The organism is Meiothermus sp. QL-1, assembly GCF_003351145.1.
Taxonomy (GTDB): Bacteria; Deinococcota; Deinococci; order Deinococcales; family Thermaceae; genus Meiothermus.
This window is the reverse complement of record NZ_QQSV01000005.1, coordinates 109911-129125: the sequence shown is the minus strand read 5'-3', so window position 1 is coordinate 129125 and position 19215 is coordinate 109911. Positions and strand designations below refer to the sequence as shown.

Here is a 19215-nt window from a genome sequence, read left to right as displayed (position 1 = left end):
CCATCTGGCCTGCCCCTCGGGTTTACTGGCCCAGGCGCACCTGGTTGGCGATGGCCTGGGCGGCGTTGGCTGCAGCCTGGGCGTTGCGGCCGGAGAGGTAGATCTCCATCACGGTGCCGAACTGGCTCATGAACGACTCAGGTGCCACCGCGCCGTGCACCAGCGAGCCCACGATGCGGTTGCTCTTCCAGTCGCGCATGGCCGCCTGAAGGTAGGCGTTGTACTTGCTGGGATCGGAGTCGGTGCGGGCAGCAATGGATCCCTTGAGGGGATTGAAGGTGTCCTGGCCCTCCTTGGAGCCCAGCAGGCGCAACCAGTTGAGGGCGTTGGTGCGGTTTCTGGCCCCCTTGGGCAGCCCGAAGGAGTCGGAGAGCATCATGAACACCCCTGCGGTGCTTGGGGCCGGGGCCCAGCCGAAGCCCTCGCCGGGCTTCAGGCCCTTGGTGGTGGTCATGTAGCCGGCCGCCCAGTCGCCCATGATGTTGAAAGCAGCCTTGCCTTCCAGCACCCGGTCCACCGCCTGCTGCCAGCTAAGCCCTGCGGCGTCCTTGTTGGCGCAGTCCAGCACCCGGCCAAAGGTGTTCCAGACCGCCACCGCCTTGGGGTCGGTGAAGCGCAGCTTGCCGGCCCAGAGGTTGGCGTAGTCGGCTGCCCCCAGCACCCCCAGGGCCACCGATTCCCAGAGGTGCTGCTGGGTCCAGTTCTCTCCCAGGGCCAGCGGGGCCTCCAGGCCCTTGGCCTTGAGGGTCTGGCAGGCCGTGAGGAACTCGTTCCAGGTCTTGGGCGGCTGCACCCCCCACTCCCGCAGCCTGGCCGGTACGTACCACATCACGTTGGAGCGGTGGATGTTGACGGGCACGCTGTAGATCTTGCCCTTATAGGAGAGAAGGTCCAGCAGGCCCTTGGGGAACTTGTCCAGCCAGCCCTCCTGGCGGAAGAGAGGGGTCAGGTCCTCCATCCGGTCGGCCACCACCCAGGTGCCGATGAGCTCCTGGCCGGCGTGCACCTGGAAGCTGTCGGGGGGGTTGCCGCCCAGCATCCGGGTTTTGAGGACAGCCTTAGCGTTTACCCCGGCCCCGCCGGTCACGGTGGCGTTGATGACCTCCACGCCTGGATAGCGCTTTTTGTAGAGGTCGATCAGGGCCTGCAGGGCCGGGCCCTCGTCGCCGGCCCACCAGGAGAAGATCTCCAGCCGGCCCGACTGCGCCAGCCCCAAAGAACCGAGAAGCAAAAGCAGACTCAACCAGAACTTCCTCATAACCAGACCTCCTGAAAAGCTAACCGCCAATGGTTGGCCAGGTCGCCCGGGGGGAGATTGGCGGGCTCCGCAACCGGGTACCACCATTTGCTAAGAAGCGCTGCAGCACCAAGGCGGCAGCGCCCATAGCCGGGGCTAGGTGTCCTAAGGCGCTGGGCCCTATGGGCAGCTCGGCGTGCTGGGGCAGGAAGGCCAGGTTCCGAAGGGTCTGGCGCAGGGGGGCCTCGAGCCACCGCCAGGCCTCGGCTCCGGGTCCCCCCAGCACCACCACCGCTGGGTCGAAAGCCACGCACAGGTTGGCCACGAAGCGGCCCAGTTCCTCGGCTAGGCGCTTGAGGGCCTCCAGGGCATAGGGGTCTTCCCGCGCAGCCTGCTTTAGGAGCTCCCGGAAGCCCTCGTTGCGGCCGCTGGCTGCCTGGTAGCGCTGGACCACGGCCCTGAGCGAGAGGCTATCCTCGGCATCTTTAGCTTCGGCTCGGCTTAGGGCCTGGGCTGGGAGCCAGTGGCCCAGCTCGCCGGCCGCCCCATGGCGGCCCCGGTAGACCTGCCCTTCTATCACCAGCCCGGTGCCCAGGCCGGTGGTCAGGACGATGTAGAGCAGGGGACTGGGGTGCTCGTTCCAGAAGGTCTCGCCCAAAGCGGCCGCATTGGCATCGTTTTCCACCAAAACCGGAAGCCCTAAAAGAGCCTCCAAGAGCTCAGCGGGCCGTTCGTTGCGCCAGCCGGGGCCGGGGGCGTAGAGCAGGGTTTGCTCGTGGACCACCCCGGGCAGGGCGAGGCCCACCCCCAGCAGCCGGGTGTGCTCCGGGACATGGGCCTGTACCTGGGCAGCCAGCCGGTCCAGCCGTTCGCTTAGAGGGGTGTGGGGGCTTTCGGCCCATTCCCAGGCTCCATGAGGCTGGTTGTTGAGGTCGAGCAGGATGAGCTGGGTGTTCTCCACCCCGAGCTCCACCCCCAGGGCCAGCGTGCTCTCGGCCCGGATCTTTAGGCGCAGGCCGGGCCGTCCCAGACCCCTGCTGTGGGGGTCGCCCTCGCTCAGGAGACCCTCTGCAATCATCTCCTGCACCAGCGAGGAGACGGTGCTTTTGGTAAGGCCCACTGCCCGGGCCAGCCCGGCCCGGCTCACCGGCCCCTGCCGCCGCAGGACCTCCAGGACCCGGCGGCGGTTTTGCCGCTTGATGCTTTGCTGGTCCAGGGGCAGGGGACGGGCCACGGTGCCTTACCGTAGGAATTTAGTAAGTTTAGCGAACGAACTATATAGGGCCCGCCCCAGCCCTGTCAACCCCTACCACGGCTGGGCCAGCCAGGGCAGGGGGCTCACCAGGGGTTCGGCGTACTCCACCCCCACAAGGTTGCCCCAGTAGCGCCGCCAGGCCCGCCGGGCCTCGACGCCCCCGGGATGGACGGTTTCGGAGACCCGTTCCCCCTCAAACTGGCTTCGGTAGGCCCGCACCGAGTCCTCCCAGATATCGATGTAGTCGGAGATGTCCACGGCCAGGTTGGGCAGGGCGGGGTGGTTGCCGGGGTAGAAGAGCAGGCGCTCTACCCGGTGGGGGGGGTCCTCGAGGGGGGCCTGGCGCAGGCCGGCCAGGTGAACTGCAGCCTGGGCCAGCCGGCTGGCGGCGGTGTGGTCGGGGTGACGGTCGGCCTCGAGGGGCGCCAGCACCACCCGCGGGCGCAGCCGCCGCAGGGCCTGGGCCAGGGCGTTGCGTTGGGGCCCGCTGTCGGCCAGGCCCCCGTCTGGCAGACCCAGGTTGCCCCGGTACGCGAGGCCCAGGATACGGCTGGCCTCGGCAGCCTCCCGGGCGCGCTGGGCCACGCTGCCCTTGGAGCCCAGCTCGCCTTGGGTCAGGTCGAGGATACCGGTCCTCTGTCCCTCGGCTTTGGCCCGGGCCAGCAGGCCTCCACAGCCAAGCTCTCCATCGTCGGGGTGGGGTGCGATTACCAGCAGGTCCAGCTCCATGGGCCCCAAGTTACCCTACATCCAGGCCTACCGCGGTAAACTGGGAGTCGGTCATGTCCGCTTTACAGGCCGATCTAAAAGGCATGCCTGAGGTGGAAGGCCTGCTCGAGGAGGGCCAGGCCCTGCAAGGCCGCCTCGGCCAACTGGGCGAGACCCTGTGCCGGTTGGCCGAGGATCTGAAGCAGGGGCACCCCCCACCTGCTGAGGTGTTGGCGCAGCTCACCGAGGCCTCCGCCTCCTTTGAAGACTGGCTTGGGCGGGCCCGGAGGGTGCTGGGGGTTGGGGTTGAGCCCATCCTGCCCCAGGTGTTGGAAGCCCTGAAGGCCCACCGCCAGCAGTTGAAAGAGGTCTTCTTGCGGCAGAAGGCCCTGCAGGTCTTGGAGCAGGTGAGCAGCCTGGTCTACCGGGGCGCTGAGGAGTTCATGCCCCTTTCCGCTGTGCAGTTTGACGCCCTGGGCCTGATGCGCCAGCTCAAGGAGTCCACCACCCTGGGTGAAGGGGCACGGGCGCTGGCGGAAGGGCGCCACCCCTACAACCTGCTCTTGCAGCTTGTGGCCAACAAGGAGCTGAGCGACGAGGAGTGGGTGGAGGCCTACCAGAGGGTGGGCCAGGAGTTGGGACAGGAACTGGCCGTTGCCGCGGCGCGGGGCCGGCTTTCCCTGCCCGACTAAAGCGCCCCTAGAAGCCGGTTTCGGCTTTGTTCCTCCGCGTGCTTTCTTCTGTTAGCGTCCCAGCCCAAAGCGCCACCCATCAGCTCCACCACCCGGGGCAGGGCGGCCAGGGCGGCCTGCCGGTCCAGGAAGGCCAGCCGGGTGCGGCGGCAAAGCACGTCCAGGGGAGTGAGGGCCATCTCGCGCTGCACGGCATAGACCACTTCAGCCTCCAGATAGGGCCAGCCCTCGGCCAGGGGGCGGTCGAGGCCTTCCAGCACGAGGCGGGCTACCTCTGGGGCTCGAGCCCCGTAGGCCTGGTGCAGGTGCAAGGCAGCACCAGGCTCCAGGCCCATCGCCTGGAGCCGCCCGGCCCCTTCCGGGGTGAAGCCCTGCCCGCCCAGCAAAGGGGTTTTGGCGCTCAGGGAAGGACCTGCCGGTAGGCCGAAGCGCCCGATGGCGTAGTCCACCAGGTCCTGGGCCATCTTGCGGTAGGTGGTCCACTTGCCCCCCGTAAGGGTCAGCAGGCCCGAGGCGCTCTCCTCGATCAGGTGGTCGCGCACCAGCCGGGCGGTCTGGGTGGCCCCCCGGGCCACCAGCGGGCGCAGGCCCGACCAGGCTGAGCGCACCGCTGTTTGGGGAATCTCGCCCAGGTAGGGTCGAACCTGCCGCAGCACGTAGGCCACTTCGGCCTCCTGTACCGGGGGGTGGTCGTCAAGGGGGGCGGGCTGGTCGGTGGTACCCACCAGGGTTCCCCCCAGCCAGGGCAGCACGAAGAGTACCCGACCATCCTCGGTTTTAGGCACCAGGAGGCCGGTGTCCGGAGGGGTGTACCCTGGGCCCAGCACCAGGTGTACCCCTGAGCTGGTGGTGAGAAGGGGGGGGACCTCAGGGTCGTCCAGGTGCCGTATGGCATCGGCGAAGGGGCCAGTGGCGTTGACCACCACCCGGGCAGCCACCTCCACCTCCCCTCCTCCCTGCCGGTCCTTGACCACCGCTCCCGCCAGCCGTCCCTCCTTTTTGACGAGGGCGGCGACCTCGGCGTAGTTGAGGACCACTGCCCCGGTTTGGGCAGCGGTGAGGGCCAGCTCCAGGTTGTAACGGGCGTCGTCGAACTGCCCATCCTGGTAGGCCACCGCCCCGACGAGGCCCTGGCGTAAGGCGGGAAACCGGGCCTGGGCCGCCCGGGCGCTCAGGAGGCGGGCTGGGGCCAGCCGGGCCCTTCCCGCTAGCAGGTCGTAAAGCTTGAGGCCCAGGTAGTAGTAGGGCAGCTCGAGCGGCCGGTAGAGGGGGGTAAGGAGCCAGAGGGGCCGGGCGAGGTGGGGGGCCAGCCGGAGGAGGATGGCCCGCTCCCGCAGGGCGTCCTGCACCAGGTGGAGCTGGCTGCGGTCGAGGGTCTTGACCGCCAGCTCCAGGTAGCGCACCCCACCGTGGATGAGCTTGGTGCTGCGGCTCGAGGTGCCTTCAGCGAAGTCGTAGCGCTCCACCAGAGCCACCCGCAGGCCCCGCAGGGCGGCCTCGAGGGCCACCCCGGCCCCGCTGGCCCCCCCGCCGATGACCAAAAGGTCGAAGCGTTCCTGGTTCAGCCGCTCCAGGGCTTGCGCGCGCTCCAGCGCCACGGCCATAGCCTACCGCCTCTCCAAGTAGGTCCGGAAGGCCTCGAGGGCCCGGTGGGGGGCCACCCCCAGCACCCCCAGCTTGACCAGAGCCCCCCCGCCCCGGGCCCCGAGCGGCCTGAGCACCGCCTCCCACAGGGCGTCCAGGTTCTCTTGGCGGCTCGGATGCTTCAGCAGGGCATAGCGAACCCTTTCCTCCTCCTGGGCCACCAGCAACGCCAGCACCCCGGGCCACTCGGCCAGCCGCTTGCCCACCGCCTCCAGCACCGCCTCAGGTACCTGGGCGGCGATGGTGCGCCCGGGGAACTCGCCCAGCAGGCTGCGCACAATCTGCTCAGCGAGTTCATCCTTCAGGCGGGCGTTTTCCCCCTTTAGCTGATAGAAGGCCTCCCGCAGGCGGGCGATGGGCTTTTCCACTTCCAGCGGCCCGCTGCTGAAGCGCTCCCCCAGGCGCTTGAGCAGCCGGTGTTCCTGCTCAAAGAGCTCCAGAGCCTCCCAGCCGGCCACGAAGTAGACCCGGGTGCCCCCTTTGTAGCGCTCGAAGCGGACGATTTTGATGGGGCCGGCCTCGCCGCTGCGGGCCACGTGCAGCCCTCCGCAGGCCACCTTGTCCCAGCCCACCACCTCCACCACCCGCAATAGGCCGCCCACCCTGGGTGCTCGCCGCAGGCCGTGCTGAGGGACTTCCGCCTCCTGGATGAAGTAAGCCCGCACCTCGGCGTTGGCGTAGACCGCCTGGTTGGCCAGGTGCTCTGCCTGCTGGACGATGGCCTCGGCGGGCTCGCCATCGAGGTCTATGGTGGCGAGCGCGCCGGTCATGTTGACCGCCTGCACCCTCCACCCCGCAGCCCGCAAAAAGGCCTGGCCCAGGATGTGTTCGGCGGTGTGCCGCTGCATCTGGCGGTAGCGCCAGGGCCAGTCGAGCTGGCCCAGCACCCGCTGACCGGTCTGCAGGGGCCGGGCCAGCCGGTGCACAACCTCTCCCTGGACCTCCTTCACCTCCAGCACCGGCACCCCTTCCAGGCTTCCCCTGTCGCAGGCCTGCCCCCCGCCGCTGGGGTAGAAGAGGGTCTGGTCCAGCACCGCGTAGTGGGCCCCGTCCTCGCTCCAGGCCCGCAGCACCCGGGCCTCGAAGCTGGACTGGTAGGGTTGCTCCCAGTAAAGCCGCATGCCCCCAGGCTCCTGGCAAACCCCCCCGGGTGTCAACCGGGTTGCTGTGCGGGCTGGTGTATACTGTATACATGACGGCCCTCCAGCGCCCACGCTCGCTGCGCGAGGCCGCCTACATCCGCCTGCGCGAGGACATTTTGCAGGGCCTGCTGCCGCCGGGCACCCGCATCCTCGAGCCGGAGCTGGCCCAGAGCCTGGGCGTCAGCCGCACGCCGGTGCGCGAGGCCTTGCAGCGGCTGGCCCAGGAGGGGCTGGTGGAGCTGGTGCCTGGCCGGGGGGCCCGGGTGCGGGTGCTTTTGCTCGAGGAGGTGCGGGAGGTCTACGAGGTGCGGGCCTTGCTTGAAGGGGAGGCCGCCGCCCTGGCGGCGGAGAGGGCCAGCCAGGCCGAGCTGGGGGTCCTGGAGGCGCTGCTGTCCACCCTGGAGGGCCTCCCCAAAGACGACCACACCCGCCAGATGCAGGTGGACCTCGAGTTCCACACCACCTTGGTGGCCGCAGCCCACCACAAGACCCTGGCCCGCATCTACGAGGAGCTGCGCTCGAGCTTAGCTTTGGTGCGGGGCTTCCAGCGCGCCCTCTCCCAGCACCCCACCACCCAGGCCCAGCACCGCGCCATCCTTGCAGCGCTCAAGTCCCGCGACCCGGAGCGGGCAGCCCAGGCGGCCCGGGCGCACGTCTTCTACTTTCGCGACCTGGTCGCCCAGAGGCTTTCCGCCCAGGAGGAAGCATGGACCTGAATCACAGCTACCGCGCCTTTGTGCTGGCCGTGGCCCAGAACCCCCGCATAGAGGCCCTGGTGCGCAGCCGGGCCCGTCGCCTGGCCCGCCGATTTGTAGCCGGGGATACCCTGGAAGAGGCCCTGGCGGCGGTGGAGGCGCTGGAGCGGGAGGGAGTGCACGCCATCCTGGATCTTTTGGGCGAGATGGTGCGCACCGAGGCCGAGGCGCGAAGATTCCAGCAGGAGCTCATCCGGCTGGTGCAGGCCCTGGCGGCGCGGCCCTACCCCCGCTACCTATCCCTCAAGCTCACCCAGCTTGGGCTGGACCTGGGGGAAGAGCTGGCCCTGGAGCTGCTCGAGGGGGTGGTGCGCGAGGCCGAGCGGGCCGGCTGCTTTGTGCGCATCGACATGGAGGACAGCCCCCGGGTGGAGGCCACCCTGCGAATTTACCGGCGGCTGCGGGAGGCCGGCCACGAGGGGCTTGGGGTGGTGCTGCAGAGCTACCTCAAGCGCAGCGAGCGCGACTTAGAAGCGCTGGTTCCCTTGGGCACGCCGGTGAGGATCGTCAAGGGGGCCTATCGGGAGCCGCCTGCGGTGGCCTTTCAGGACAAGCGGCTGGTGGACGCGCAGTTCCTTCTCTTGGCCAAGAAAGCGCTGGAGAAGGGCTTGCCCACAGCCATTGCCACCCACGACCCGCGCATAATTGAGGAGATGAAGCGCTGGACGGCCGAACGGGGTATTGAGCGGGAGCGCTTTGAGTTCCAGATGCTCTATGGGGTGCGCCCGGCCGAGCAGAAAAGGCTGGCCCAGGAGGGCTACACGGTGCGGGCCTACGTGCCCTACGGTACCGACTGGTACCCCTACTTTTCCCGTCGCATCGCCGAGCGGCCGGAGAATCTCCTCTTTGTGGCCCGCAGCCTTTTGCCGGGGTAGCCCCGGCGCTGGAAAGGAGCCCTATGACCCCCGAACCCTACCGCCCCGAACCCATCGAGACCTTTCAAAGCCCCGAGGCCTTTGAGGCCATGCGCAAGGCCTTGGCCGAGGTGAGGGCACAGTTTGGCCGATACTACCCCCTAATCATCGGGGGTGAGCGGGTAGATACCCCCTCGAGCATCGTCTCCACCAACCCCTCCAACCCCATAGAGGTGGTGGGCCAGAGCGCCAAGGCCGGAATTGCTGAGGCCGACGCTGCGCTGGAGGCAGCCTGGCAGGCTTTCAGGGCCTGGCGCGACTGGCCCCAGGAGCACCGCAGCCGTCTCCTTCTGAAGGCCGCTCAGATCATGAAGCGCCGCCAGCGGGAGCTGGAGGCCTGGCTGGTCTATGAAATCGGCAAGAACTGGACCGAGGCTGCCGCGGATGTGGCCGAGGCCATCGATTTCCTGCGCTACTACGCCATCTCGGCCCTCAAGTACAAGGACGGGGCCCCGGTTCTGCCCTACCCTGGCGAGGACAACGAGGCCTTCTACATCCCCCTGGGGGCCGGGGTGGTCATCGCCCCCTGGAACTTCCCCCTGGCCATCCTCACCGGTATGACCGTCGCGCCCATCGTGGTGGGCAACACGGTGGTGGTGAAGCCCGCCGAGGACACGGTGGTGACCGCGGCCAAGCTCTTTGAGGTCCTGGAAGAGGCCGGCCTGCCCCCCGGGGTGGCCAACTACCTGCCGGGCGAGGGCAGCGAGGTGGGGGCCTACCTGGTGCGCCACCCCCGCACCCGCTTCATCAATTTCACGGGCTCGCTCGAGGTGGGCCTCCAGATCAACGAGCAGGCTGCCAGGCTGGCCCCGGGCCAGCTATGGATCAAGCGGGTCTTCCTGGAGCTCGGGGGAAAGGACGCAATCATCGTGGACGAGAGCGCCGACCTGGCCGCCGCAGCCCAGGCCACCGTGCAGAGTGCCTTTGGTTTCCAGGGGCAGAAGTGCTCGGCGGCCTCGAGGCTCATTGTGGTGGATGGCATCTACGACCTGTTGCTGGAAGAGGTGCTGAACCGCACTGAGGCGCTGGTGGTGGGCCCCGCTGAGGAGAACCCCGACCTGGGGCCGTTGGCCAGCCAGAAGCAGGAGGAGACGGTGCTCTCCTACATCGAGCTGGGGCGGCAGGAGGGGCGGCTGCTTCTGGGGGGGCGGCGGCTCGAGGGCAGCGGCTTCTTTGTGGCCCCCACGGTTTTTGACCAGGTTGCGCCCGAGGCCCGCATCGCCCAGGAGGAGATTTTTGGCCCGGTGCTCTCGGTCATCCGGGTTCCGGACTTCGAGGCCGCCCTCGAGGTGGCCAACAACACCCGCTACGGCCTGACTGGGGGGGTTTTCTCGCGCCGGCGGGAGCGGCTGGAGCGGGCCCGCAAGGAGTTCCACGTGGGCAACCTCTACTTCAACCGCAAGATTACCGGGGCCTTGGTGGGGGTGCAGCCGTTTGGCGGCTTCAATCTCTCGGGAACCGACACCAAGGCCGGGGGGCCCGACTACCTGCTCAACTTCCTGCAGATGAAAAGCGTAACCGAGCGCTTCTAGAAGGCCTCGTCCACCTCGCGCAGCCGCTGGGCCCAGAGGCTTTGGGGCTGGTGGTGCTCCCGCACAAGCTGGGCCACCTCAGGGTCCAGGATGCGGGCCGCGCCGTACTCGGGGTGGTGCTGGCGGATCTGCCAGGCCCCAAGGAGGCCCTTTTGCAAGGGTTCGATGGGCACCTCCAGGGGCACCAGCCCGCTCAGGATGCGCTCGAGGGGGCGGTAGGGCCTCAGGGCCTTGCCGCAGTCGTGGAGCAAAGCGGCCCGCACCACAAAGCTGGGGGCCTCGGGATAGCGCTCGAGGAGGCGCTGGGCCACCCGCACCGCGTGCTCCCGGTCGCGGGGGTCCATGGCCTGGTAGAGATGGGCCTCCTCCACCCGCAGCTCGCTCAGCGCCCAGGCGTCGTCGGGCCGGGCTCGGTGGGGTAAAAAAGCCTGGTAGACTCGCTTAAGGCGCAACCACACGAGGCTATGTTAACCTGCCCTAAGGTTCCGAAGAGGAGGCGGCGATGAATCTCCGTGCGATGCTGGCAGAGTTTCTGGGCGTTTTTACCCTGTGCTTTGTGGCCCTTGGGGCCATCGCGGCCACCCAGGGCAGCGACCCCGTGGTGGTGGCCCTGGCCCCGGGGCTGGCGGTGGGCCTATCGGTAGCGGCGCTGGGACCGGTGTCCGGGGCCCATTTCAACCCTGCGGTGACCTTTGCCCTGCTCCTCTCCGGGCGGACCTCCTGGGCGGAGGCTTTGGGCTACTGGGGGGTCCAGCTCTTGGGTGGCCTGGTGGCCGCCTTTTTTGTAGGGGCTTTATACGGCGGAGAGGCGGTGTTTGAGGGGACCCCCGCCCCAGGCGAGGCCTACTCGGCGGTCCAGGCCCTCATGATGGAGGTCTTCCTGACCTTCTTCCTGGTCTCGGTCATCCTTGGCACCGCTGTCTACAACCGCTATACCTTCGCTGGCCTGGCCATCGGTCTTGCGGTGACCATGGCCATCCTGGTGGGTGCTCCAATCTCTGAGGCGGCCATGAACCCAGCCCGGGTCCTGGGCCCGGCCCTCATTGGGGGGGAGTGGTCGGCCCACTGGGTCTACTGGCTGGGGCCGCTGGTAGGGGCGGGGCTGGCGGCTTTCGTCTACGAGTTCCTTTATCCTAGGGCGAATTTATAACCACGACCACCTGCCCAAGCCCCCCTGGCCCTGCCTTTGGGGGGTAAGCGGCTCCGGAACAGGCCCAAGATGTGGCCACTTGGCCGGCTAGGAGGAAGGCAGGGCCAGCTCCAGCCCTAAATTCCTAAATTTTCGAGGTTTCCGGCTATCTGCATAGCGTCCACAGCTTGTCGGCATCCATATACACGCTTCGCGTGGCCATCCCGCCGTTGAGCCCGGTTCCCTCGGCGCGCAGCTCGTATTGGCCCGCGGGTAGGTAGAAGGACTCCACCGTGGTCACCCTGCCAAGGTACTGCTGGTTGGCATATACCCTGACGGTGTAGTTGTCCCCTCCGCACAAATTGACAACGCGCAGTTCGAATACTCGGCGTCCGGTTGTGGCTGGGGCGCAAGCCATCAGAATCGCCACAAAGAGAGGCAAAAAAACCAAGAACCTTCTCATACATCTGAGATTGTAAAAACTCATCCTTCTTACTCAGGGTATTTTGACCCATCCAAGCGTTACGTGACGTTGCCAACCTCGCTTGGGTCTGCGGGCAGCGATGACCCCGGTTGGGGTTTGCACCTTGGGTGTTCAGAGCCCAGCCAGGGCCTTGGCCTGGGCCAGGACCTGGTCGAACATGGCCGCCGTGAGCCGGCCGGTCTGGGTGTTTTGTCGGCTTACGTGGTAGGAGCAGAGAAGGAAGGCCTCCTTTAGCCGGTAGGCCCGGCCGTGGGCAAAGGGGTAGGCTGCCCGGGGGAGGCCCAGGTAGCCCAGCAAGGCCTGGTGGGCTATCCGCCCCAGGGCCAGGTATACCCGCACCCGCCCCAGAAGGCCCAGCTCCCGCCGGGTCCACTCGGCGCAGGCGGCGAGCTCCTCCGCTGTGGGGCGGTTACCTGGCGGGGCGCAGCGCACCGCTGCGGTGATGTAGACCCCCCGCAGCACCAGCCCATCGCCGGGGTGGGTGGAGCTGGGCTGGTTGGCCAGCCCGGCCCGGTAGAGCGCTGGGTACAGGAAGTCCCCCGAGGCGTCCCCGGTAAAGGGGCGGCCGGTGCGGTTGGAGCCGTGGGCCCCGGGGGCCAGGCCAAAGATGAGCAGCCAGGCCTCTGGATCGCCGAAGCCGGGCACCGGCCTGGCCCAGTAGACCCAGCTGCGGTAAGCGGCGCGCTTTTCCTGGCCCACCTGCTCCCGCCAGGCCACCAGGCGGGCGCAGCGCCGACAGGCCACCAGCTCGTTGTGGAGGGCCTCGAGCCGCATCGTAAACAAGCCTACCATCTGCACGGGGAATCGCAGTCAAACTCAGAGGTGATTTATTTCCTGAAGTGAAGGGGGTAGAGCGGTGACCTTTGGACTTCCCTGGATGCTCTGGGCGCTCCTGCTCCTGCCCCTCCTGGGCTGGCTCTACTGGCGCCTGGTCTACCAGGGGCGGGCGGATGGCTTTGTGCTCTACCCCAACCTGGCCCCGCTGGCCCGGCTGGCCGAGCCGCTTTGGAAGCGCCACCTGAGCGCGGGGCTCTATGGTCTGGCGCTCTTGCTGGCCCTGCTGGCATTGGCCCGTCCTCAGGCGGTTTTGCCGGTGCCCGACAGCCTGGCCACGGTGATTGTGACCATCGATATCAGCCTTTCCATGCGGGCCCAGGACATCGAGCCCGACCGCATCACCGCAGCCAAAAAGGAGGCCCAGAACTTTGTCCGCGCCCTGCCTGACGGAATCAAGGTGGGCCTGGTGAGCTTTGCCGGCTATGCCACCCTGGAGGTGGCCCCCACCACCGACCACGAGCGGGTGGTGGAGCAGATCGAGCTCTTGCAGATGGCCCGCCGCACCGCCATTGGGGACGGGCTGCTGGAGAGCCTCCGGGCCATCCCTGTGGGCGCCGATGGGAAGCCTTTGGGCCCCTCAACGGTGGTTTTGCTCTCGGACGGGCGCAACAACACCGGCACGGACCCGCTCGACGCCGCCGCCTTTGCCAAGGAGATGGGGGTGACGGTGCACACCATTGGGCTGGGCCGCCGGGGAGACCCCAACGCGCCCCCGAGCGGGAGCGAGTGGGGCTGGGGGGGGTACTGGATGCAGTTCGACGAGGAGACCCTGCGGGCCATCGCCGAGGCCACTGGGGGGCAGTACTTTGCCGCGGAGTCGGCCGAGGCTTTGCGGCAGGCCTACCGCAGCCTGAGCCGGGTGGTGGGCTGGCGGCCCCAGCGGACTGAGGTGAGCGGTCTTTTTGGCCTGGCAGCCGGGGTTTTTCTAGCCGGTAGCCTCCTGCTGGCCCAGTGGCGGCGCAGGGTGGTGTGAGGCATGGGGTAATCTTAGGCCCGTGACCTATTCCGAGGCGCTCAACTGGCTTTTTTCCCAGACCCGGGCGGGCGCTCCCCGGGGGCTCGGCCGCATCCGGGGGCTGCTGGAACGCTTGGGCCATCCTGAGGCGCTCTTTTCCGCGGTGCACGTGATCGGCACCAACGGCAAGGGCAGCGTGGTGGCCTATCTGGAGGCAGCCTTCCGGGCAGCAAAGGAGGCCTTTGGGGCCACCAGCAGCCCTCACCTGGTGGACTTTCGCGAGCGGATCCGCACCCACCTGGGCCTCATCCCCGAAGGCGAGGTGCTGGAGTTTGTGCGCTGGGCGCAGGAGGAGCGCTTCCTCGAGCCGCCAGCCTTCTTCGACCTCACCACCGCTCTGGCCTTCCGGCACTTCGCCCAAAAGGGGGTCCGGATTGCCGCGGTGGAGGCCGGGGTGGGCGGAGCGCTAGACGCCACCAATGTGCTTCCCCGGGTGCGGCTTACGGTGATTACCAACATCGGCGAGGACCACCTGGAGACCCTGGGGGGTTCGCTGGAGGGGGTAGCGCGGGACAAGGCCGGGGCCATCCGGCCCGAAGTGCCGGTGGTGACCGGGGCTCAGGGGGTGGGGCTGGAGGTGGTCCGGGCCCTGGCCCGCGAGCGCGGGGCCCCTTTGTACGTGCTTTCTGAAGAAGAGCTTTTCGCCCTGCCCACGGCCCCGGCCCTGCCCGGCCGCTTCCAGCAGCAGAACGCCCGGCTGGCCGCGGCCGCTCTGCGCCTTTTGGGCTACGAGGAAGCAGCAATTGCCCGGGGCCTCGCCGCGGCCTTTCACCCTGGCCGCATGCAGCGGCTGGAGTACAGGGGGGTCCCGGTGGTGCTGGATGGGGCCCACAATCCGCCGGCCGCGCGGGCCCTAGCGGAGGAGTTCGAGGGCTTTCATCTGGTGTTCGGCGCCTTTCCGCGCAAGGACTACGCTTCGACTTTGGGGGCCCTGCTCCCCAAGACCAAAAGCCTCCGCTACGCCTGGGCAGGCCGGGGGGCCCTGCGCGGGGCGGAGTTGCAGCGGGTTCGGGCCTCACCCTACTTTGAGGACCCCCTGGAGGCCCTGGAGCATGCTGCCGCGGCGGCCCGCCAGGAGCCCTGGCCAGTTCTGGTGACCGGCTCTTTGTATTTGGTGGGGGCGGTGCTGGAAGGCCTCGGCCTCTCGGCTTGGACGGCTCCGGAGGTGGGTCCCTAGACCCTGGGGCTTGGGTGCTTTGCAAGGCCTGGTGCTGGTGCGGGATTTTCTGCGCTGGTATCCTGTATGGGAATGCGCGCGATGCGGCTGGAGAAGGTGGGAGAGCCCCTTCACCTGCGGGAGGTGGAGCGGCCCGAGCCCACCGGAAAGCAGCTCCTCCTGCGGGTGCGGGCCTGCGGGGTCTGCCGCACCGACCTCCACATCTTCGAGGGGGAGCTGCCCCATCCCAAGCTGCCCCTGGTGCTGGGGCACGAGATCGTGGGGGAGGTAGTGGCGGTGGGGCCGGAGGCGCGCCGCTTCAGGGTGGGGGAGCGGGTGGGGGTGCCCTGGCTGGGCGCTACCTGTGGGGCCTGCCGCTACTGCCGGGGAGGCCAGGAGAACCTCTGCGATAAAGCCCTCTTCACCGGCTACACCCTGGACGGGGGGTATGCCGAGTATGCCCTGGCCCAGGAGGACTACTGCTTTGCTATTCCAGCAGGCTACAGCGACCTCGAGGCCGCTCCTTTGCTCTGCGCGGGGCTCATCGGCTACCGGGCCTACCGTCTGGCTGGGGAGGGGGTGGAGCGGATTGGGCTTTACGGTTTTGGGGCGGCCGCCCACCTCATTGCCCAGGTTGCGGTCCACCAGGGCCGGGAGGTTTACGCCTTCACCCGGCCCGGGGATACCCAGGCCCAGGCCCTGGCCCGGAGGCTCGGGGCGGTCTGGGCCGGCGGCTCCGACCAGCTGCCCCCCGAGCCCCTGGACGCGGCGCTGATCTTCGCCCCGGTGGGGGCGCTGGTGCCCCAGGCCCTGAGGGCCACCCGGCGGGGCGGGGTGGTGGTTTGCGCGGGCATCCACATGAGCGATATCCCGGCCTTCCCCTACGCCCTGCTTTGGGAGGAGCGGAGCGTGCGTTCCGTGGCCAACCTGACCCGCCAGGATGGGGAGGAGTTTTTGGCTTTGGCCCGGGCGGCAGGGGTGCGGCCCCAGACCATGCCTTTTGCCCTGGAGGAGGCCAACCAGGCCCTAAGGGCCCTTAAGGAGGGCCGGGTGCACGGGGCTGCGGTCCTTCTGCCCTAGCCCAGCCACTTCTCCATGAAGATGAGTTCGTCGCGCCGGTAGCCCAGCCGCTCAAAGAATTCCTCCGCGCCGCTGTAGGAGGGTTCGACCAGAAGGTTGAGTTTCAGGCAGCCTTTGGCCCTGAGGCGGGCCTCGAGCTCCTCCAGCATCCGCTTGCCCCAGCCCTGCCCCTGGCCAAAAGGGTGGATGGCCATGTGGTAAAGCCAGCCCCGCCGCCCATCGAAGCCGGCCAGGAGGGCCCCCAGGATCTGGCCATCCTCCTCCAGCACCAAGAACAAATCGGGGTCGCGCTCGAGCTTCTTCTTCAGCCCCTCAAAGCTGTCCGAGGGGTTGAGCTCGAGGCCTGCGCTCTGCCATAGGGCGATCACGCTGGAGTAGTCCTCCATTCTAAACTCGCGGATGGGCATCCTTCCCCCAGGCTAGCGCACCGTACCTGCTCGCGGAAAGGGGTCTATGGCTTGAAGACCACTTTAATGCCCCGCCGGGAGGCTGCGGTTTTGATGGCCTCAGGCCAGGCCTCCAGGGGGAAGCGGTGGGTGACCAGGGCCTCGAGCCCCTCCAGCTCGGGAAGCAGCTTGACCGTTTGGGCGAAGTCGTCCCAGCTATACGCATAACTCCCTACCAGGTGCACCTCGCGGAACCAGTAGGGCGAGAAATCGTGAAAAGCGGTGGCCGGGGCCCCCAGGAGCAGCACCCGCCCCCCCTCGCGCACTGCCCAGCTCGCCTCCTGCAGGCCGCCGGGGGAGCCCGAGGCCTCCACCACCCCCTCGAAGCCGCCGCGCCAGGAGGAAGCCCCCAGAATGCCCCGGTAGCGCCGAGCGCCGGCGGCCTCCTGGGCAGCCTGGGCTGAGGGGAAGACCTGGCTGGCTCCGAACCTTTGGGCCAGCTCGGCCTGGTGGGGGTGGCGGGCTACGGCATAAAGGGGCCCCGAAAACCCCAGCACCCGCAGCAGCCGAATGGTCAGAAGCCCGATGGTCCCCGCCCCGATTACCAACACCCGACTGGGCCACGCAAAGCCTTCGGCCTGCCCCCAGGCCTGGCGCAGCCCATGGAGCACCACCGCTGCGGGTTCTGCGAGCACGGCCCGTTCATCAGGTACCCGTTCGTCCACCGGCAGGATGCGCTCACGGTGAGCGACCATGCGCTCAGCCCAGCCCCCCCCCAGATCGCGGCAAAAGCCCACCATGCCCGGGGCCAGGCTGCCCTCGGCCACGTTCTCGCAGAGGTGGTCGAGGCCCTGAGCACAGACCGGGCAGTCGGGGAGGCCCCGCTCGAGGCAGGCCAGCACCGGGTTCACCACCACCCGCACGCCCCCCAGCTCGGCCAGGATTTCATGACCCAGCACGGCCGGAAAGGAGAACATCCCTGAGAGGGTAGGGGCCTGCTTTCCGTAAAGCAGGGCCAGGTCGCTGCCGCAAATGCCTGAAAGCCTTACCTTGAGCCGCTCAAAGCCCGGCGTGCGGGCGGGCTCGGGCAGGGTGACAAGCTGCAGGGGGAGGGCCTGGGGGGGGTAGCGCTTGCCCAGCAGCCGGGCCAGGGCGTAGCGGGGAATCGAGGGGGTGAAGAGGAGTCCCCGCATCAGCGCCCTCGAGCCGGTGCTCGAAGCCAGCAAGCGCTTGGCGGCTGTGGTGGTGAGGGCGGTTTGCATAGCCCTCATTTTGCGCCCGGTGGGCTTGGGGAGGCAAAGGGTTGGTCAGGACAATTGTCCTAATGGTATACCCGGGACCCTCTGGCAGAATGGGGGCAGTGCCCCGAAGGGGGTTTTCCACATGAAGAACCATCGCTTTACGCTTTATGCCTGGGGGGTGGTGGCCTTCACCCTGCTGGTCATCCTTTGGGGGGATGTGGTGCAGGCCACCGGTTCTGGGGATGGATGCGGGGCCCACTGGCCCACCTGCAACGGTGAGGTTCTCCCGGCCTTCCGCGGCCTAGAGACCTTCATCGAGTTCTTCCACCGCCTTACCAGCGGCCTTTCCTTGCTAATGGTGGTGGGGCTGCTCCTTTGGTCGCGCCGGGCCTTTCCCAAAGGCCACCTGGTGCGCTTGGGGGCTGGTCTTTCGATGTTCTTCATGGTCACCGAGAGCCTGATTGGAGCTGGTTTGGTGCTCTTTCGCCTGGTGGGGCAGGACGCCAGCCTGGCTAGGGCCATCGTGGCCCCCGCCCACCTGATCAACACCCTCTTCCTGATCGGGGCCCTGGCCCTCACCGCCTGGTGGTCCCGCTACCCCGAGGCCCGGCCCTTCTGGCGGGGCCAGGGCCTCGTGGCCTGGGCCCTTGGCCTGGGGGTGGTGGGCCTGCTGGGGGTGGCGGCCTCGGGGGCCCTTTCCTCCTTGGGCGACGCGCTCTTTCCCGTGCGCAACACCGCCGAGGCAGTGGGGCGGGCCCTGACCCCAGGTGAGCACTTCCTGGTCCAGCTCCGCATCTACCATCCCTTCATCGCGGTGCTGGTGAGCCTTTACGTGGTGCTGGCAGCCCAGCTTATCGCCAGCCTGCGCCCCTCGCCCCACACCCGCTTTTTCGCTCGGATGGTGGGCGTGGTCTTTGTCCTGCAGCTTTTGGTGGGCTTCCTCAATGTCCACCAAGCGGCCGCCCTCTACACCCAGCTGCCCCACCTCTTGCTTTCAGATCTGGCCTTCATCACCTGGGTTCTGCTGGCCGTTTCGGCTCTGAGCACGAAGGGCCAGAGTGCGCAACCCCGCACCGCTGCGGCCCAGGGGGCAAGGTAAACTGGTATGGTGCTTTCTGCTACCCAAACCGAACGCGCCACCTGGCGCGACTACTTCTGGCTGACCAAGCCCCGGGTCATCAGCCTGCTGCTCTTCACCACCCTGATGGCCATGTTCATGGCCGCCAGGGGCTGGCCGGGCCTGGGCCTATTCTTGGTGGTGCTGGTGGGGGGGTATATGGCCGCGGGGGCGGCCAACGCCTTCAACATGGTGATTGACCGGGACATAGACGGTCGGATGCGGCGCACCGCCCAGCGCCCCACCGTAACCGCGAAGATCGGCACCAAGGAAGCCACCCTCTTCGCCAGCATCCTGGCTTTCCTTTCCTTCCTAATCCTGGGCTGGGGGGCCAACATGCTCGCCGCGCTGCTGGCGATGGCCGGGCTGGTCTGGTACGTGGGGGTCTACACCCTCTACATGAAGCGCCGTTTTTGGAGCAACATCGTCATCGGCGGAGCTGCCGGGGCCTTTCCTCCCCTGGTGGGCTGGGCTGCGGTCACGGGGGAGCTCTCCCTTTTTGCCTGGTACCTCTTCCTGATCATCTTCTTCTGGACGCCAGTGCATTTCTGGGCCCTGGCCCTGATGATCAAGGACGAGTATGCCGCAGTGGGGGTGCCTATGCTCCCGGTGGTGCGGGGTGAGCGCGAGACCGCCTACCAGGTGTTTCTGTACGCTATCCTGACGGTCGTTCTCACCCTTATCCCCGTGTTGATGGGGGAACTTAGGGGCTTTTACCTGGGGGTGGCGCTCGCTTTGAACGCTTTGCTGCTTGGACAGAGCTGGCGGCTTTTGCAAAGCCAGGAGCGCCCCCGTGCTCTGGCCTTGTATAAGTACTCGATGCTATACCTGGCATTACTCTTTGTCGCTATGGCTATAGACAGGGCGCTTTAGATGGTAGGATGGGGGCCT

General features: G+C 67.8%; 17 protein-coding genes and 1 pseudogene. 9 read left to right on the top strand and 9 right to left on the bottom strand.

The window, feature by feature from the left end; translation table 11 throughout:
- Positions 1–22: 22 nt before the first annotated feature.
- The 3 genes from DV704_RS07515 to bshB1 all read right to left on the bottom strand — a co-directional run bounded on the left by DV704_RS07515 (position 23) and on the right by bshB1 (position 3221).
- Positions 23–1258, bottom strand: coding sequence for an ABC transporter substrate-binding protein (locus DV704_RS07515; protein ID WP_114798959.1), 1236 nt, complete (start codon positions 1256–1258; stop codon positions 23–25).
- A 19-nt stretch (positions 1259–1277) separates the two neighbouring features.
- A complete protein-coding gene (locus tag DV704_RS07510) occupies positions 1278–2471 on the bottom strand; it encodes an ROK family transcriptional regulator (protein ID WP_114798958.1) in 1194 nt (397 codons plus the stop codon).
- A 72-nt stretch (positions 2472–2543) separates the two neighbouring features.
- A complete protein-coding gene (gene bshB1 / locus DV704_RS07505) occupies positions 2544–3221 on the bottom strand; it encodes a bacillithiol biosynthesis deacetylase BshB1 (RefSeq protein ID WP_114798957.1) in 678 nt (225 codons plus the stop codon).
- A gap of 83 nt (positions 3222–3304) precedes the next feature.
- On the opposite strand from bshB1, the gene DV704_RS07500 reads away from it, so the two are divergent.
- On the top strand, positions 3305–3892 hold the full coding sequence (locus DV704_RS07500; RefSeq protein WP_147279595.1) for a hypothetical protein: 588 nt from the start codon (positions 3305–3307) through the stop codon (positions 3890–3892).
- Here DV704_RS07500 and DV704_RS07495 read toward each other — a convergent pair.
- Positions 3889–5484: a glycerol-3-phosphate dehydrogenase/oxidase gene (locus tag DV704_RS07495; protein ID WP_114798980.1), complete on the bottom strand. Its 1596-nt coding sequence runs from the start codon at positions 5482–5484 to the stop codon at positions 3889–3891. The genes DV704_RS07500 and DV704_RS07495 overlap by 4 nt on opposite strands.
- 15 nt (positions 5485–5499) lie before the next feature.
- The gene (locus tag DV704_RS07490; RefSeq protein ID WP_114798955.1) at positions 5500–6657 is read right to left on the bottom strand and encodes an alanyl-tRNA editing protein; all 1158 of its coding nucleotides are present in this window, start codon (positions 6655–6657) and stop codon (positions 5500–5502) included.
- A 71-nt stretch (positions 6658–6728) separates the two neighbouring features.
- On the opposite strand from DV704_RS07490, the gene DV704_RS07485 reads away from it, so the two are divergent.
- The 3 genes from DV704_RS07485 to pruA are packed head-to-tail and all read left to right on the top strand — an operon-like array spanning position 6729 to position 9879.
- Positions 6729–7394, top strand: a complete 666-nt coding sequence (locus DV704_RS07485) for a GntR family transcriptional regulator (protein ID WP_114798954.1) — start codon at positions 6729–6731, stop codon at positions 7392–7394.
- Positions 7385–8308, top strand: a complete 924-nt coding sequence (locus DV704_RS07480) for a proline dehydrogenase (RefSeq protein WP_114798953.1) — start codon at positions 7385–7387, stop codon at positions 8306–8308. Before DV704_RS07485 ends, DV704_RS07480 begins: the two co-directional genes overlap by 10 nt.
- A 23-nt stretch (positions 8309–8331) precedes the next feature.
- Positions 8332–9879, top strand: coding sequence for an L-glutamate gamma-semialdehyde dehydrogenase (gene pruA / locus DV704_RS07475; protein ID WP_114798952.1), 1548 nt, complete (start codon positions 8332–8334; stop codon positions 9877–9879).
- Here the strand turns inward: pruA and DV704_RS07470 are convergent.
- Positions 9876–10337, bottom strand: a complete 462-nt coding sequence (locus DV704_RS07470) for an HD domain-containing protein (protein ID WP_114798951.1) — start codon at positions 10335–10337, stop codon at positions 9876–9878. The genes pruA and DV704_RS07470 overlap by 4 nt on opposite strands.
- A gap of 44 nt (positions 10338–10381) precedes the next feature.
- On the opposite strand from DV704_RS07470, the gene DV704_RS07465 reads away from it, so the two are divergent.
- On the top strand, positions 10382–11029 hold the full coding sequence (locus tag DV704_RS07465) for an MIP/aquaporin family protein (RefSeq protein WP_114798950.1): 648 nt from the start codon (positions 10382–10384) through the stop codon (positions 11027–11029).
- 574 nt (positions 11030–11603) lie between these two features.
- On the opposite strand, the gene DV704_RS07455 is transcribed toward DV704_RS07465, so the two are convergent.
- A complete protein-coding gene (locus DV704_RS07455; RefSeq protein ID WP_114798948.1) occupies positions 11604–12266 on the bottom strand; it encodes a uracil-DNA glycosylase in 663 nt (220 codons plus the stop codon).
- A 103-nt stretch (positions 12267–12369) separates the two neighbouring features.
- Between DV704_RS07455 and DV704_RS07450 the strand changes: the two genes are divergently transcribed.
- The 3 genes from DV704_RS07450 to DV704_RS07440 all read left to right on the top strand — a co-directional run bounded on the left by DV704_RS07450 (position 12370) and on the right by DV704_RS07440 (position 15580).
- The gene (locus tag DV704_RS07450) at positions 12370–13302 is read left to right on the top strand and encodes a VWA domain-containing protein (protein WP_233498291.1); all 933 of its coding nucleotides are present in this window, start codon (positions 12370–12372) and stop codon (positions 13300–13302) included.
- A gap of 22 nt (positions 13303–13324) precedes the next feature.
- On the top strand, positions 13325–14521 hold the full coding sequence (locus DV704_RS07445; protein ID WP_114798946.1) for a folylpolyglutamate synthase/dihydrofolate synthase family protein: 1197 nt from the start codon (positions 13325–13327) through the stop codon (positions 14519–14521).
- An 81-nt stretch (positions 14522–14602) separates the two neighbouring features.
- Positions 14603–15580 (top strand): zinc-dependent alcohol dehydrogenase family protein, encoded by a 978-nt coding sequence (locus DV704_RS07440; RefSeq protein ID WP_233498290.1) that lies wholly within the window; start codon positions 14603–14605, stop codon positions 15578–15580.
- Here the strand turns inward: DV704_RS07440 and DV704_RS07435 are convergent.
- Positions 15577–15987 (bottom strand): GNAT family acetyltransferase, encoded by a 411-nt coding sequence (locus DV704_RS07435; RefSeq protein ID WP_114798944.1) that lies wholly within the window; start codon positions 15985–15987, stop codon positions 15577–15579. The two genes, DV704_RS07440 and DV704_RS07435, sit on opposite strands and share 4 nt — an antisense overlap.
- A 44-nt stretch (positions 15988–16031) precedes the next feature.
- Positions 16032–17159 carry a zinc-binding dehydrogenase gene (locus DV704_RS07430; protein ID WP_114798979.1) on the bottom strand — a complete coding sequence of 376 codons (1128 nt, stop codon included), beginning with the start codon at positions 17157–17159 and terminating at the stop codon, positions 16032–16034.
- Positions 17160–17349: 190 nt separating this feature from the next.
- Between DV704_RS07430 and DV704_RS07425 the strand changes: the two are divergent.
- Positions 17350–19197 (top strand): annotated as a pseudogene (locus DV704_RS07425) (heme o synthase).
- Positions 19198–19215 lie beyond the last annotated feature (18 nt).

Bases quoted from the DNA above. Each gene is read 5' to 3' on its own strand.
- DV704_RS07515 (WP_114798959.1), bottom strand. From the start codon at position 1,258: ATGAGGAAGTTCTGGTTGAGTCTGCTTTTGCTTCTCGGTTCTTTGGGG.
- bshB1 (WP_114798957.1), bottom strand. From the start codon at position 3,221: ATGGAGCTGGACCTGCTGGTAATCGCACCCCACCCCGACGATGGAGAG.
- DV704_RS07500 (WP_147279595.1), top strand. From the start codon at position 3,305: ATGCCTGAGGTGGAAGGCCTGCTCGAGGAGGGCCAGGCCCTGCAAGGC.
- DV704_RS07490 (WP_114798955.1), bottom strand. From the start codon at position 6,657: ATGCGGCTTTACTGGGAGCAACCCTACCAGTCCAGCTTCGAGGCCCGG.
- DV704_RS07485 (WP_114798954.1), top strand. From the start codon at position 6,729: ATGACGGCCCTCCAGCGCCCACGCTCGCTGCGCGAGGCCGCCTACATC.
- DV704_RS07480 (WP_114798953.1), top strand. From the start codon at position 7,385: ATGGACCTGAATCACAGCTACCGCGCCTTTGTGCTGGCCGTGGCCCAG.
- pruA (WP_114798952.1), top strand. From the start codon at position 8,332: ATGACCCCCGAACCCTACCGCCCCGAACCCATCGAGACCTTTCAAAGC.
- DV704_RS07465 (WP_114798950.1), top strand. From the start codon at position 10,382: ATGAATCTCCGTGCGATGCTGGCAGAGTTTCTGGGCGTTTTTACCCTG.
- DV704_RS07455 (WP_114798948.1), bottom strand. From the start codon at position 12,266: ATGCGGCTCGAGGCCCTCCACAACGAGCTGGTGGCCTGTCGGCGCTGC.
- DV704_RS07450 (WP_233498291.1), top strand. From the start codon at position 12,370: ATGCTCTGGGCGCTCCTGCTCCTGCCCCTCCTGGGCTGGCTCTACTGG.
- DV704_RS07440 (WP_233498290.1), top strand. From the start codon at position 14,603: ATGCGGCTGGAGAAGGTGGGAGAGCCCCTTCACCTGCGGGAGGTGGAG.
- DV704_RS07435 (WP_114798944.1), bottom strand. From the start codon at position 15,987: ATGCCCATCCGCGAGTTTAGAATGGAGGACTACTCCAGCGTGATCGCC.
- DV704_RS07430 (WP_114798979.1), bottom strand. From the start codon at position 17,159: ATGCGGGGACTCCTCTTCACCCCCTCGATTCCCCGCTACGCCCTGGCC.